We start from the raw sequence: 15,830 nt of genomic DNA, 5'->3' as shown, positions 1-15,830 counted from the left end.
ACCGTAAAACCCTGTATTTTTACACGCAGTTTGTGGTTAACCAACTCGTGAGCGGCTTCACCGGCTCACCGACCACTGAATCGTATGAACACCTACGCAAGCACCGCGCCTGTCGAAACAACCCAAAAACTGGGAAAGACCGGCGTTCTTATCGTTAATCTGGGTACCCCTGACAGCCCGGCGGTTCCCGACGTCCGCAAGTACCTGCGCGAATTTCTGCTCGACGGACGCGTACTGGACATTGCCGCCACCACCCGTTATTTTCTTGTCAACGGCATCATAGCCCCCTTCCGGGCACCTAAATCGGCCAAGGTATACCGCGAACTCTGGACAGAAACCGGCTCGCCACTCAAATACTACGGCGAAGTCGTTGAACGCGAATTACAGAAAGCACTGGGCAGCGATTACGTCGTCACACTGGCGATGCGTTACCAGAGTCCCAGCATTGAAGCGGGGCTAACCCGGTTTCAGCGACTGGGCCTGAACAGCATCATCGTCATTCCGTTCTTCCCACAGTACGCATCGGCCAGTACGGGTTCGGTCTACGAGAAAGTAATGGACATTATCAAATCGTGGCAGGTGATCCCGGAAATCAAGTTTATCAATCGCTTTCTGGAGCACCCGAAGTTTATCCAAGGCTTCGTGCAGAACGGCCGCAAGTACATGGAAAAACGCGCCTACGACCATTACCTGTTCACGTATCACGGCCTGCCGGAACGGCAAATTCTGAAGGGCGACGTCACCGGGAAGGTCTGCAAGCTGGGCGACTGCTGTAGCAAACTGCACGCGATGAACCAGTATTGTTACCGGGCCCAATGCTTCGAAACAACCCGACGGCTGGTCAAAGAACTGGGTATTTCCGAAGGCAGCTACACCACCTCTTTCCAGTCCCGACTCGGTCGCACGCCCTGGATCAAACCGTATACGGACGAGGTCATCAAGGAACTGGCTGGCAAAGGCGTAAAGAGCGTACTGGCTTTCTCCCCTTCCTTCGTTGCCGACTGCCTGGAGACAACCATTGAAATCGGTGACGAATACCGCGAGTTATTCGAAGAGCAGGGGGGCGAACACTGGCAGCTTGTCGAAAGCCTGAACGATAGTCCCATCTGGATTGACACGCTGGTCGACCTGGTCAAAACAGCCTGACGAGTTCTGCCACGGTATGTTCAAAATGGGCGTGCCCATGCAAATGGTTAGCGTAGGCACGCCCATTCTAACGCTTTCAGGTTGTCAAAGTCTATGCCGCCCCTGTATCGGCCGGATTACCTTGTAGCCAGATAATCAGTTTTGCGTTTACTTTAGTCAGGCTATTACAAAGTTTAGCTAGCACAATCAGCAGTACCTGATAGCCCGTCTTACACAGGGACGACCAGCGAATTTGACACCATACTGAGCGCTGGCGTTTACGCGGTACAAGCCTTTTTCTTAGCGCCATAGCCCTGTCTTTAGTAGTAATTTCCAGAATCGATAGATTAAAAAAGTATTAATATAATAATACTACTATGTAAACCATAAATCATATAGATATACATATATAATGTTTATTAATACGTAACGGACAAATAGAGAATCAATAGTTGCCAAATTACCGACATTGGTTTGGCTTAATATTTGTCAACTGGGATTTCAGACAATTATTACGTCTGTCATCCAACTATGTATCGTAACGTTTACCTGACCTTAGGCCGTCTGCTCAGGCAGGGGCTATTCATGGCTTGCATACTATTCCAGCTAGCCACACTGGCCTCCGCAGCACCGGCCATTTCACCCGGTCGCCCACTGCCCGACCCAGGCAAAATGCTCCGGATAGGGCCGGGCCGCCCGCTACCGCGCTATCCGCTCTTTTTCGGGTTGCCCCGGCGCGATCAGGCCGACAGTGATCCCATCCGGTTTACGATACAGGCGAATCGGCAGTCGATCCGGTTGGGCGAACCAATCGAACTGGTCATCACGGCTGAGCTGATGAACATTGCGCCCTCGCTGCTGTTTACGCTGCCGGGTGCCAACGCTTACCGGCTTAAACTGCTGCTTCCGGCCGGCTTCGAACAGACCGGTGGTGATTTTGTCGACTACACCGGCGATCAACTGAGTTACCCATCGCGAACAAGCGCGACCTACCGGGTAACGGGCTACTTTTCATCGGTTAAAGCGGGCACACAATTCCAGCTGCTTCGTAGTCATAGCCAGGCCGATGCGCAAAGTTTATTTGTCGAAAAATCGTCGATTACGCTACAAACGCTGACAAATGAAGGTCAGCCCGTGGCCACGGCTAACCAGACTCGTGGTGGCGTTACCAGTTCAACATTAGTGATCGATGCACGCGATACACATGCATCGGCCCGGGTGGCTGCCGGTAACTTTCAGAGTCACCTCGATGCAGCTACCTGCGAGTATGTAACGGGCTGGATTATCGATTACAACAACAAAAATGCTGCGCCAACGGCCGACATATACATCAACGGCACCAAGGTAGCCAGCGTTGTGGCAACGGTTAGCCGGAAAGATGTGGCCGATGCTTACGGAATCACGACATACAGCCAGTATGGCTTCTTATACAGCATACCAGCCTCCTATAAAACGAATGCTCCGTTAAGTATCTCGGTCCGGTACAGCGGTACATCAGATAATATCGTCGGTAGCCCGATGACGACCGCTACCTGCGCTGGTTCAACGTCGACGACTGTGACAACGCCACCGTCAACGACGGCTACGGCTCCGCCAGCGGTCACCACGACCACGCCCCCCTCAAGCACCACCACCGCCCCACCCAGCACCACCGTCACCAACCCACCTTCCACCACCACTGCCCCACCGTCGACTACCGTTACCAACCCGCCCTCCAGCACTACCGCCGTCAGCATACCACCTGTCAACCCCAACGCCGACTACTACGGCTTCCTCGACGCGGCCTCCTGCGACTCGATCCGGGGCTGGGCATTCGACCGAAACATCATCAAGCAGTCGGTCGGCGTCGATCTGTTCATCAACGGCACCAAGGTAGCCACCCTGCTGGCCAGCCGACCAAGACCTGACGTGGCCGACGCCTTCGGCATCCAGGGCTTCAACGCCTACGAATACGCCTACAAGATTCCCGACAGCTACAAGAAGAACGCGACAATCACCGTCGCAGCACGCATCGCCAACACCAGCCGGGAGCTGATCAACAGCCCCCGCACCACCGCTGTCTGCCAGGCCACAACAACTACCCCCGTGGTCAAGCCCGACACCTGCCAGTTCAGTCTGAGCACCGCCAGCAGCCTGAGCGCCAGTTGTGGCAGTTCGCTCACCCTGAGCGCCAGTTGCGCGGGCAGCAACTGCAACCGGGTCAGCTACGCCTGGAAGGGCAACGGCCTGAGTCAGAGTGGTCAGTCGGTGAGTCTGACGGCTCCCACCGCCAACGGTACCACCAGCTACACTGTCACCGCTTCGGCCAGCGGCTGCGCCAGCCAGACGGCCAGCGTGGCGCTGATCACCACCGGCTGCAACTCGACCACCACCGCCCCACCCAGCACCACCGTCACCAACCCACCTTCCACCACCACTGCCCCACCGTCGACTACCGTTACCAACCCGCCCTCCAGCACTACCGCCGTCAGCATACCACCCGTCAACCCCAACGCCGACTACTACGGCTTCCTCGACGCGGCCTCCTGCGACTCGATCCGGGGCTGGGCATTCGACCGAAACATTATCAAGCAGTCGGTCGGCGTCGATCTGTTCATCAACGGCACCAAGGTAGCCACCCTGCTGGCCAGCCGACCAAGACCTGACGTGGCCGACGCCTTCGGCATCCAGGGCTTCAACGCCTACGAATACGCCTACAAGATTCCCGACAGCTACAAGAAGAACGCGACAATCACCGTCGCAGCACGCATCGCCAACACCAGCCGGGAGCTGATCAACAGCCCCCGCACCACCGCTGTCTGCCAGGCCACGACAACTACCCCCGTGGTCAAGCCCGACACCTGCCAGTTCAGTCTGAGCACCGCCAGCAGCCTGAGCGCCAGTTGTGGCAGTTCGCTCACCCTGAGCGCCAGTTGCGCGGGCAGCAACTGCAACCGGGTCAGCTACGCCTGGAAGGGCAACGGCCTGAGTCAGAGTGGTCAGTCGGTGAGTCTGACGGCTCCCACCGCCAACGGTACCACCAGCTACACCGTCACCGCTTCGGCCAGCGGCTGCGCCAGTCAGACGGCCAGCGTGGCGCTCACAACCACCGGCTGCAACTCGACCACCACCGCCCCACCCAGCACCACCGTCACCAACCCGCCTTCCACCACCACCACTTCACCTGTTGTGACCAACACGAAGTTTCAGGGCTTCCTGGAGATGGCGAACTGTGATGGCGTAGCAGGCTGGCTGCTCGATTCGAACAATCCGAAACAGGCACAGGCGGTTGACATTTATCTGAATGGCGTCAAAGTAGCGACTGTAACCGCCAGCCGTAGTCGGCAGGACGTCGCCGATGCGTATAGCGTGCAGGGTTACAACACCTTCGGCTATTTCTACGCTATCCCGGCCGCTTACAAAGCCAATGCCGCCCTGAAAGTATCGGTCGTACCCGCCGGCACGACCCGCGACCTGAGTCTAAGCCCGCGCAATACCCCCATGTGCGCTGGTAACGGACAACTGCCCACCAGTCCACCGGCCGACAGCTGCCAGTTCACACTAGGTACATTAGCTCCCGTCAGTGTTAGCTGTGGTAGTTCAGTAGCGCTGACGGCTGCCTGTAGTGGTGCCAACTGCAATCGAGTCACGTACACCTGGAAAGGAAATGGTCTGACAGCCACGGGGCAGACGGTAAATCTGACGGCTCCCAGTACCAACAGCACGTACAGCTACTCGCTGACGGCGTCGGCCAATGGTTGTACCAGCCAAACCATAACCAGCACGGTTTCAGTAACGGGTTGCACGACCGCTCCGGCTCCGACGACCACGACGACCCCGCCAACGACGACCGCAGTCGTGACAAACGCGAAATACGTCGGCTTCCTGGAAATGGCAAACTGTGACGGTATAGCGGGTTGGGTGGTTGACCTCAATAATACCAAGCGCAGTCCCGCCGTCGACATTTATCTGAACGGCGTTAAAGTGGCAACTGTCACGGCCGAGCGCAACCGGCAGGACGTCGCCGATGCGTATAGCGTGCAGGGTTACAACACCTTCGGCTACTTCTACGCTATCCCGGCCGCTTACAAAGCCAATGCCGCCCTGAAAGTATCGGTCGTACCCGCCGGCACGACCCGCGACCTGAGTCTAAGCCCGCGCAATACCCCCATGTGCGCTGGTAACGGACAACTGCCCACCAATCCGCCGACAACTACCGACAGCTGCCAGTTTAGCCTGAGCACGAGCCCAATCAGCGTTAGCTGTGGCGAATCGGTAACGTTACAGGCGAGCTGTAGCTGGGCAACCTATACCTGGTCCGGCAATGGCACTACCCAAACCGGTCAGCAGGTGACCCTGACTGCGCCGTCGGCCAATGGCACAACTACGTACACGGTTACGGCCACAGCCAAAGGTTGTCCATCGCAAACGGCTACGTTTGACCTGATCGTCAGTGGCTGCGCATCGCTCACGACGACGCCCCCCCCCAGCACGACGACGAATCCACCCAGTACCACAACAACGACACCATCTACACCGACAAACGCGAAGTACGTCGGCTTCCTGGAAACGGCGAACTGTGATGTACTGGCGGGCTGGATTCTTGACGTTAACAATCCGAAACGTAGCCCATCGGCAGACGTCTATATCAACAATGTCAAGGTGGCGACTATTACGGCTGATCGTAACCGGCAGGACGTAGCCGATGCCTACGGTGTTCAGGGCTACAATACCTTCGGTTACCTCTATACGATTCCGGACAGCTATAAAAGCAATGCACCGTTAAACGTGTCGATCAAACCGGTTGCTACTACAACTGATTTGAACCTGAGTCCGCGTACGACCGCCTTCTGCGCTGGTAACGGCACACCACCGAGCTCAACCACACCGATCAACACGACCAGCACGGGTTGCCAGTTTACGCTGACGACCAGTAATGCCAGTGCAGCCTGCGGCAGTACGGTTACGCTGAATGCAACCTGCGTCGGTACTAACTGTGATCGGATCAGCTATGCCTGGTCAGGTAACGGTATCAACCAGTCGGGTCAGTCAGTTACGTTCAATGCACCCGCAGCCAACGGAACAACGACATACGTGGTGGTTGGCTCGGCCAGCGGATGCACAAGTCAGTCGGTGAGTGCGGCTGTAACCGTTACGGGCTGCTCGTCGGCCCCAACCGACCAGGGCGATTATCCAGTGCTGAACAGTCCATATCCAAGCGACAAACGGCCAGTGCTGCAAAACGAGCGCGTGCGGGTTGCTGTTGATCTCGGCGTGGGCGGTGTTATCCGCGAAGTAACTGACCTACAGGTCGGCGAGAACATGATCAACTGCATGGAATACGGCTCAAGCGGCCGTCGCGATCCAGGCCGTGACGATCAGATCTCGCTGTATTCGATGCCGAACGCAGCAACGGGCTGGTCACAGGGTGGCAAACCGGTACTCGATGACATCGGCTACAATCCGGTGCAGGGAGGTGATATCGCCGGTAATTTCTCACCGATGCTGGGCTACGGCCGTACCGACAAGATGCTGTACACCAAAACGAAGGGACTGCTCTGGGGACTCAACAACGAACCAGGCCATTACATTGTCGAGCAGTGGATTCGGCTGGAAGGTAACGTTGTCAAGCGGCACGTCAAGATTGTTGGCAACCGACCCGACAATACCAAGTATGACGACGTCCGTCAGCAAGAACTACCCTGCACCTATACGAACAGCGCTTACTACCAATACTACGTCGTACAGGGTGACCCGTATAACAGTGCACCGATGATCAATGTCAACGGCATTCGGAACCTGGGCGGTAGCGGTATCTGCCTGAACGATTACAAAAATCAAGGGCAAATAAGCCCGTTGAACGTTGATTCGTCGGAACCGTGGATCGCGGCTGTCCGTCCCAACACAATGCGTGGTTTGGCCCTGCACACGCCCTACTCGCACGAGTTCAAGGTCGGTCTGTTCAACGAAGTAGGTTGGGGACCCGCTGAATCAATCAACGCGGGTTACATCGCCAATACGGTATCGATGCCGCTGGACCCGAATGGCGTGTACGAGTTCGACATCAACATGGTCGTCGGTACGCTATCGGAAATTCGGAATACGATTAACACACTCCCCCGCTCGGAAACCAAACCAAACTATATCTTCGCGGGCAATCCAACGCGCTGTGGCTTCTACTACCGGAAAGCGTACGACCAGGGCTTCCCGGTCGGCAATGAACTGGTCATCACCCCGACCGACCGCCGGTTCAAACTGGTCTCGCCCAACAAAGGCTACCGCGCATCAGAAACGCCGACGCTATACGTTCGGATGCGGGCGATCACGACCGAAACCCGCATGATACTCGAATGGCGTAAAGTAGGCCAGACCGAACTTGAAGCAGCTCAGGCTGACCAGACAATTACGTTCAACGTACAGGGTGACAACCAGTATCATACGATCGCTATTCCGACCGGACAGAATAGCAAGTGGAGCGGAACGATTAGTAACTTCAACATCCGGTACGAGAACGTGTCGGAGACGCCCGTCAGCGGTCAGCAGTTCGGCGTCAAATGGATTTCGGCGACGAACCTGGGTGACTTCTAAAACAGGCTCCCCCAGTATCATAACGCAGCAGGGCCACTCCGTATGGGGTGGCCCTGCTGCGTTATGATACGTAACTTTTGCCTAGGCTATAGGCTTGTCGGCCGTCAGCATTGGAACGATCACCGTATTCATCCGCTCCCGTACGAAACTTTCCTGCAAATAAGCGGGTAGCTTGGCTACCAATTGCCGGTACGCATCCAGCCCCAGTGCCTTCGCAATATACGCTTCATGCACCGCGTTGACGTGCGTCACGATATTCACCAGACTCTGGTGGAACAGCCTAACGTCGATCTCTGACTCAACGAAGCGTTCAATCTCCCGATTTGTCGATGAGATGCGTAGCCGGCTCAGCATGTCGAAATACGTCGTGTAGCCGATCTGCTTGGCCAGCTGTTTGTACTGCTCGACACTGAACTTCTGCAATACCTCCCCCGTCTTCGGGCTACGCAGGGCCGTCTTGGGGTTATTCTGGATTACGTTGCGCAGCGTCTTGACTCGCTGATCGCGGGTCGTTTTCAGAAACTGCGCCAGTTCGGCCTGCACCGATCCTTCACGCGACGGCAGCAGCAGATCGGCCTTGCCGGCCATCGTAAACCGACGCGCCATGGGCAACCGCTGAATCCGGTAGTTATTGATCGGACCGAGCGCGTAATAGCCAATCGACGACGGATAATACCCCCGAACGACCATGTTGCCGATCCGCTTCCGGATCAACTCCTCGTTGCTCACGTTGATACCCTGAATGGCCAGAAAGGCGCGGGCACTGAAGAGAGCACTGTAATAAGCCTGTGGGAATGTCCAGTGCAGCGAGCTTTGCAAATACTGCTCGTCGTTGACGACGGGCGTAATGCGCAGCGCGTACTCGGCACTCCAGCTATTGAGCAGCAATTTCTCGATAGCCTTGTAGGTAGCCTCGCTCGGCATACCGTAGAACTGCTGAAATATGGGAAACTTAGCGATAGCAAACAGATCCTGCTGGTGCTGGATGTGGTAGTCCATCGCAAAGAAATGATTCAGAAACACCTGTGCGGGAATTGACTTCCGCCAGTTTTCATCAGTCGCCGGCGAGGTAGCCGCCACAGGTGGCTGTGGGGCCGGAACGTTCGAAAATTGCGTCATCATGTTGTTTGCCTGTGTCATACATTTCTAACGAAATACAGGTCACCTACGTTCATTTTCGAAGCACTTTTTATACACGTAACACCCCTGTTTATCAGTTATTTATGAGCCTTTTTCATGGACAGACGACGCAATCGATAACAGACCGTATAATCAACAATTAATCTGATTTTTTCTGGACTATGATGTACTTAAAAGGCAGTTTCAAACGTTGGGTTTTCATGAGAAAATGGATGCATCACCCATATGTTACTGTACCTTTTCTTTTGGGTATATTAGGTTTTTCAACAACCCAAATCCAGGCACAGTCAGAAGCGACTGCGAATCAGAAGGCCTCGATTGCAGGCATCGTATTCGACGCGGACACTAGACAGCCTATTCCTGGGGCAACGGTAGTAGTGCAGGACCCGTCGGGCAAACAAATAACGGAACAACGCGTCGGCACCGATGGCCAATTTCGGCTGGATGTCGCGAAGAATCAGACGTACACACTGAACACGAAATCGTTTGGCTATGACCCTGAATCCAAGCAGTTTTCCTTTACGTCGGACCAGCAAACCTCTCTGTCCGGCTATGGCATAGCAATGCACCGCGCTGGTAAAGCGGCCACGGTAGCGCCACCAGCGCTGACAAGTCAGACAGCGTCGACGTCGCCTGTACCTCCCGTCAGCACCCAACCAGCATCATCAGGCAATTCGACACCGGAACCTACCGTAACGACGCCAAAAACGGCTCCCACTCCCACACCGGTCGCTACTGCGGCAGCGTCCACTGCGGCAGCATCCACTGTGGCACCCAAGCCTGTGCCTGCGCCCGTTGTGACGCCACCGGCAACGTCGGAACAGTCAGCCGCCGTCGTTACAGCTTCGGCCCCTGTCACGGCTAAAAACCGGCGGGGAACGGCAGCTACGCGTCGGCAGGCAGCTGTCGCGCAAGCGGCTGCACCGGCGGCTGTTACCCCATCGGCTCCCGGCAGCAGCGTCGCACCACCAAAGACGCTCGATGCCAAAGTGAGCAATACGACACCACTCCTGATCGCACCGAAAGGTGAACCCACGCAGCTAAAATCGATCCGGTTTGCCCAAAGCAAACCCGAACTGTTGCCGGATTCACAGGCTGAACTGGATCAGTTGCTGGCGTTTATGAACGGCAACCCGAAGGCCGAAATTGAACTGGCAGGGCATACCGACAACCAGGGTGGTTTTGAAGAGAACATTCAGCTATCGCGCCTACGCGTCGAAGCGGTGAAAGAATATCTGGTGCGCAATGGTATTGCCGCCAGCCGGATTGTGGCGAAAGGCTATGGCCCAACCCGCCCCATTGCCAGCAACAACCACGAAGAAACGCGTCGGCTCAACCGGCGGGTGGAATTCACGGTAACGAAGGAGTAACGTATACCGCATCGCACTTTCTTATAGCCTATCAGGAGTGGCCCACCGGGTCGCTCCTATTTTTTTCGCCCCAGCCAAAGCCCAACAATCACCAGCATCGTCCCGACCATCGTATAGACCGTAATCGGTTCACCTAACAGCACATACGAGTAGACGAAGCCAAAGATGGGGCATAGGTACAGAAACAGCGACGCCCGAACGGGGTCCTGCCGAATCAGGAAAAACCAGAGTTGCAGCGCCCCGACCGACACCGGCAGAATCAGCCACCATACTGCTCCCCAGAAACGCAGGTCGTACTGCGCGGTGCTCAAATCAGCGGTAAGCAACGTAACGGGCAAGAGCGTTAGCCCACCCAATAATACCTGCCAACCGTTAATGACCAGGTTCGGTAACCGCCAGCTGATCCCCGCGTAGTAAACCGTGGCCGCCGACACTACCACCACGCCAACCAGCAGGATCAGGATACCCGCGACAGTCGCGTAGCTGTTTTGCAGCAGCGGATAGGTTGCAACGCCCACGCCCGCCAAGCCTAGTAACAAGCCGAGTACTTCATTTACGCCGGGTCGACGGCGCAGCCAGACCGCCGACAGTAGTGTGATAAACAACGGGTTTGTTGCCGTACTCAGGCTACCAATACCCGCCGATACCTGTTTGAGTGCCAGTACGAAACAACCCAGGTAAATGGTTGTGTTGAGCAGCGAGAAAATAAACAGCTGCCGCCATTCAACTCCCCGTGGCCAGGCATCACGCGTCCGCTGTACGCCATAGGCAAACAGCAGCATACCCGTACCGGCAATAAAGAACCGAACGTTTGCCAGCACCAGGGGCGGCACCGACTGCACACCCAGCTTGGTCGCGACGGCCGCCGATGCCCACAAAGCCGCAAACAGAATTCCGGGAACGAGTTGACGCATTGCTAAAACCCAATCTTACCTTTTCGGCTGTTTGGCTTCTGCTCAGACGCCCAGTCGCGCATCGCGGCCAGTTCTTTTTCGAAACCGCCCGACAGAATCGGGAAGCGGCACCACGAGCGGGGGTCGAGGTTGTGATCGTCTAGGTGGAAGCTGGGGGCGTATCGTTCGCGCTTCCACTGATTACGGCTCCACAGCCGGAAAAATCGCTCGACCCAGCCCATCAGCTGCTCTCGGTCGTGCCGCCCGGCATAGCGCACTTCAATCTGTTTCAATACGTCGACGGGTGCCTGCTTGTCGCGGATGCCGGCCTCTTCGATGGAGTTCAGCACGTCATAGGGCATCAGGTCCTGCTCGTCGGTTTGCTTGCGGTCGGTGGGGCGCAGTTCGGCAGTGGGTTGCAGATTATTGACCCGGTGCAGACCCTTCACTTTTATCAGTTCGGTCGGCCGGACGTCGTCGTCCGTAGCCAGGCTGGTACGGTCGGTCGGTTCGGGCGCGTTCTTCACGTTCAGGCCAACTGTTTCGAGCCAGCGCAGCCAGCCCCGCAGGAAGTGCTTGTCGATACCCGTAATCGGCGAAATACTCCCCGACGTGTCGCCATCCATCGTGGCATAACCCACAGCCGCTTCGGAGCGGTTCGAGGTCGTCAGGAGCAGGGCATTGTTGATGTTGGCCAGCATCCAGATACTTGGAGCACGCACCCGCGCCTGAATATTTTGCAGGGTCAGATCGTCGGTTTCCCACGACAGTTGGCGGCCAATCTGCCCCTCGATCAGTCCGCGATAGGTTTCTACCAGTCCTTCGATGTCGATATTCAGGAAGGTCGCGCCGATGTCCTCGGCCAGCTCTTTCGCCGACTGGTACGTATCATCTGAGGAATTAGCGGTACCCTGATACATCACCGTCAGCAATTTACCGAGCATCGCTTCGGGTGTGTCGCAGTCTTGAATCGACTTGATGTAGCCCAGCTTTTTCTTTACCCCGTCGATACCGATGTTCTCCACGGCCATGCGAATCATCAGGTAAACGGTAGCCGCAATGGCCGACGAATCGGCCCCACCACTCAGTGACAGTACGTAGCCCTGCGAACGGCTTTTCCGCAGATAGTCGAACAGGCCAAGCGCCACGGCGCGGGCAAACTCTTCTTCTTTCAGATAGCCGCCCCGCTCCCAGGCTTCGAGCTCCGCTTTCTGGATGACAGGCGCGACCTCGGGCCAGTCGAAGCGCTCGCTGACGCGCAGGTTTGGGTACGCCAGCGCCAGGTTTCCCCGATTCTGTACCTGACTGAGCCGGGTCAGATCAACGTCGACTACGGCCGGAACAATCACGACATCTTCATAGCTCAGCCGCGCCCCCGACACCAGCAGTTCACCGTTCGATGCCACCATCGCATCACCGTCATAAATCACACGTCCGGCTTCGTTGCCCAGCAGGTTGGCGTAGATATAGCTGACACCGAACGAACGAGACCCGTCGACAACAAACCGTTCACGGGTCTGCGACTTCATAAAAGCAAAATGACTGGCGGACGGATTCAGGATCAGGTCGATGCCGCGTTCGTAGAGCATCCGGCCGGGGCGGTTTGCGATCCACGCGTCTTCACAGATCTCAAACCCGATCCGCACGCCCGACAGATCGAACACGATATCGCCGAAGGGATACACAAAATCGCCGTGCGACGGACCGCCAATCCTGATCTCGTCGCGTACGTAGGGCGACCACGGCTGGAACCAGCGAGTTTCGTAGTGAATACCATTGTTAGCCAGGTACTGCTTGGCGACGAAGCCCAGTATGCGCTTGTTGGCGATCAGACAGGCCACGTCGTAGGTACGGTTATTATGGCGCAGGGGTAATCCCACTGCCACCGCAATGTCAGCCGTATAACCGACGATATCCAGTAGCGACTCGACCGCCTGATCGATAGTATTCTGCGCATAAAACGCATCTTCGCACCCATACCCAGAGATACACAACTCGGGCAGACACAGCAGACTGACGTTCTGACGCTGCGCTTCGGCAATAGCGTCAATGATATTTTTCTTGTTATGATCCCAGGCCAGCGGAATCTGATTCAGGACACCGGCGGCTACTTTGAGCAGTTGCATCTACGAAAGAGTGAAAGAGCGAAAGAATGAAAGAGCGGTTCAGCGCGTCGGCTGGTGCTCTTCGATAGACTCAATAACAGACTAACAAATATGGGCAGGGAATAGGTTTTACCATGACGTTCGGACGCATTCATCCTAAAACAGTAAACGCCCGATGAGTCCACCGGGCGTTTGCTGACTAATCATTCTTATCGAGACTATTCCCGCACCATACGAACACCGTAGACGGGGCCAGCCGCGTTGTTGGGCTTTGCCTGTAGCTTGATCGTTACCGACGTTTTGCCTTTTGTGAGTTCGATGGGCAACTTATACGAAATATCGTAGAAGCGACTTTCCTTGTACTTGTTGAGGTCTTCGCTGGCAATCACGTTACCATCCACGGCAACGTCGAACAGGCGGCCCCGGTTGTCCATGCCCCAATAGGTTCCGATCAGGATATTCTGCTTGTCGGGGTCGGCTTTCATCGTGAATGTCATGGCACTGCCGGCGTTGGCAACGCGGAATTTGCGGGTATGGTCTTCACCCACTTCCAGCTTGTCGCCGGTCAGGTTATGGTCGCGTTCGGGCTGCATCTCACCGAGTCGCAACAGATCGACGGTCCGGCGTTCGAGGTCGGCGGCTTCCCGGCGTTTCTGTTCGTAAACGACCTGCTGCTTCTGCCAGCTGTCGGGCGTAAATACGTCCCAGTAGACCGTGTAGAAGTTTTTTTGCAACTCATAGAACGGCCGTAGCGTCACCGCCGACTGACCGCCGGTGCTGCTCGTGCGGAACTCCAGGGGCTTATCCGTCGCTTTGATCCATGCGTTAGGGTCGGCCGTGCTGGTTACGAAGACGGGAACGCCCTGCGTGGGGTCAGGTTCGGTAGCACCCAGATCACCGGCCAGCAACACGGGACCGTAGAAGAACGCCTGCCGGGCCGGGTTGTCGGGCATGGCCAGATAGCGCAGATTAGCCGGTAGCGTCAGGTCGATTTTGTCGCCGGTTTTCCACGTCCGGGACACGACCACGTAGCCGTCCTGCATCGTCTGCGACACGACTTTCCCATTTACCCGCACAACCATGTCGCCACCGAGCCAGGCCGGTTTACGAATTCGAATCGGCAGTGTCACGGCCTTATCAGCCTGTATCGTCAGGGAAACGGCAGCACTGCCGGGCAGGTTGGCGTTCATCGTCAGGTGCAGCCCCTTTTCGTTCCAGTTCAGTTCCGAGGGGATAAACAGGTTGACAAACAGGCTCCCATCAGCGCCTTTAAAGTAAATGCTCTCGCCGTATTTGACGTGGTTTTCCATCCCCGTCCCGACGCAGCAGGTAAAATCTTCTTCTTCGTTGCTGAAGTGTTTCCGCGTACCCATCCGCAGCGGCACGAAGTAGCAAACCATGCCGTCCTGATGGTTCTGCGACGCCAGAATGTGGTTGTACAACGCCCGTTCGTAGAAATCCATGTACGAAGCGGTAGGCCGCAGCGCGAACAGATGCCGGGTCAGTTTCAGCATGTTGTGCGTGTTGCAGGTCTCCATCGTATTGTCGGTCAGCTTGTCGTTGAGCTGATCGGGCGTACTCAGGTATTCGTAGTTGCTGTTACCGCCGGGGGCGTAGGTATGGTGGTTGACGACCGTGTTCCAGAAAAAATTCGACATGGCAAAATCGGGCTGACTACCGGTCAGTTCGTACCGCCGGATTGTGCCGATGAGCTTAGGAATCTGCGTGTTCGAATGGCGTCCGGGCAGGATGTCGCGCTGATGAGCCAGTGAATCGAGTACGCGCCGGTCGTGGAATTTGTACGACAGATCGAGGTATTTTTTGTTGCCGGTCAGGGCGTAGGTGTTCACCAGCACGTCGTTCATGCCGCCGTATTCGCAGAGCAGCATCTGCTGAATCTGTTCGTCGGTCAGGTTTTTCAGGATGTCGCCGGTCCAGTCGGCCATGCCTGTTTCGACCGCCAGCGCTTTGCTGTTACCGGTATACAGGTACGCATCCAGAAGACCGGACATGACTTTATGCACGGTATACCAGGGCGACCACGCGCCGTTCAGGTCGAAGCCCCGCGACCGGATAATGCCGTTCGACACTTCCGTAAACACGGTATCTTCTTTGGGGATGGCCCCAACATAACCCGTCTTCCGCGCCTGCTGACACTCGGCCAGCTCATCGACCACGTAGTCGACACGCTTTTTAAACTCGGGGTCGTTGGTAGCCGCGTAGTGCAAGGCCATCGCCGACAGGTAATGCCCCAGCGAATGCCCGGCCAGCCCCGACGACTCCCAGCCGCCGTAGATCTCGCCCTTCGGCTTCAGCCCCGAATGCGTCCGAAACTGCGACAGCAGGCGATCCGGTTTCAGACCCAGCAGAAAGCGTGTGTCGGCTTCCTGCGCCGTTTTGAACGGACTGGCGAGTAGCTTGACGTCGCCCGGCGCGAACGAATAGGCCCGCACCGGCACGGCAGTTTTCACCTTCACGCGGCTGTCGGCCTGCTCGGGGAGGTAGGTTTGACAAAGAGCGAAAGAGGGGAAGAGTGCCGCAACGGATGTTGAAAGAGCGATGGTTGCAACGAGCAACGGGAGTTTTGACGGTAATTTCATGATACGGGGTATTGTGTAGCCCAGACGTCC

The 15,830-nt window shown here is 56.4% G+C and carries 7 protein-coding genes; 3 read left to right on the top strand and 4 right to left on the bottom strand.

Annotation, left to right across the window (positions count from 1 at the left end; translation table 11 throughout):
* Positions 1-84: 84 nt before the first annotated feature.
* Positions 85-1,146, top strand: a complete 1,062-nt coding sequence (gene hemH, locus CLV58_RS09885; protein WP_106137632.1) for a ferrochelatase — start codon at positions 85-87, stop codon at positions 1,144-1,146.
* Positions 1,147-1,656: 510 nt separating this feature from the next.
* Entirely contained in the window at positions 1,657-7,692 is a 6,036-nt protein-coding gene (locus CLV58_RS09880; protein WP_106137631.1) for an immunoglobulin domain-containing protein, read from the top strand.
* Between the two features lie 81 nt (positions 7,693-7,773).
* Here CLV58_RS09880 and CLV58_RS09875 read toward each other — a convergent pair whose 3' ends face one another.
* On the bottom strand, positions 7,774-8,811 hold the full coding sequence (locus tag CLV58_RS09875) for a hypothetical protein (protein ID WP_245882297.1): 1,038 nt from the start codon (positions 8,809-8,811) through the stop codon (positions 7,774-7,776).
* A gap of 266 nt (positions 8,812-9,077) precedes the next feature.
* On the opposite strand from CLV58_RS09875, the gene CLV58_RS09870 reads away from it, so the two are divergent.
* Entirely contained in the window at positions 9,078-10,202 is a 1,125-nt protein-coding gene (locus CLV58_RS09870) for an OmpA family protein (protein ID WP_170108675.1), read from the top strand.
* A 56-nt stretch (positions 10,203-10,258) separates the two neighbouring features.
* Here the strand turns inward: CLV58_RS09870 and CLV58_RS09865 are convergent, their stop codons facing one another.
* The 3 genes from CLV58_RS09865 to CLV58_RS09855 all read right to left on the bottom strand — a co-directional run bounded on the left by CLV58_RS09865 (position 10,259) and on the right by CLV58_RS09855 (position 15,800).
* Positions 10,259-11,116, bottom strand: coding sequence for a DMT family transporter (locus tag CLV58_RS09865; protein ID WP_106137629.1), 858 nt, complete (start codon positions 11,114-11,116; stop codon positions 10,259-10,261).
* Positions 11,117-11,118: 2 nt separating this feature from the next.
* On the bottom strand, positions 11,119-13,221 hold the full coding sequence (nadE, locus tag CLV58_RS09860; protein WP_106137628.1) for an NAD(+) synthase: 2,103 nt from the start codon (positions 13,219-13,221) through the stop codon (positions 11,119-11,121).
* A gap of 197 nt (positions 13,222-13,418) precedes the next feature.
* A complete protein-coding gene (locus CLV58_RS09855) occupies positions 13,419-15,800 on the bottom strand; it encodes a glycoside hydrolase family 127 protein (RefSeq protein WP_106137627.1) in 2,382 nt (793 codons plus the stop codon).
* Positions 15,801-15,830 lie beyond the last annotated feature (30 nt).

This window comes from Spirosoma oryzae, from assembly GCF_003002825.1.
Taxonomy (GTDB): domain Bacteria; phylum Bacteroidota; class Bacteroidia; order Cytophagales; family Spirosomataceae; genus Spirosoma; species Spirosoma oryzae.
The sequence above is the reverse complement of the archived record's forward strand: the minus strand, read 5'-3'. Positions and strand labels throughout refer to the sequence as shown.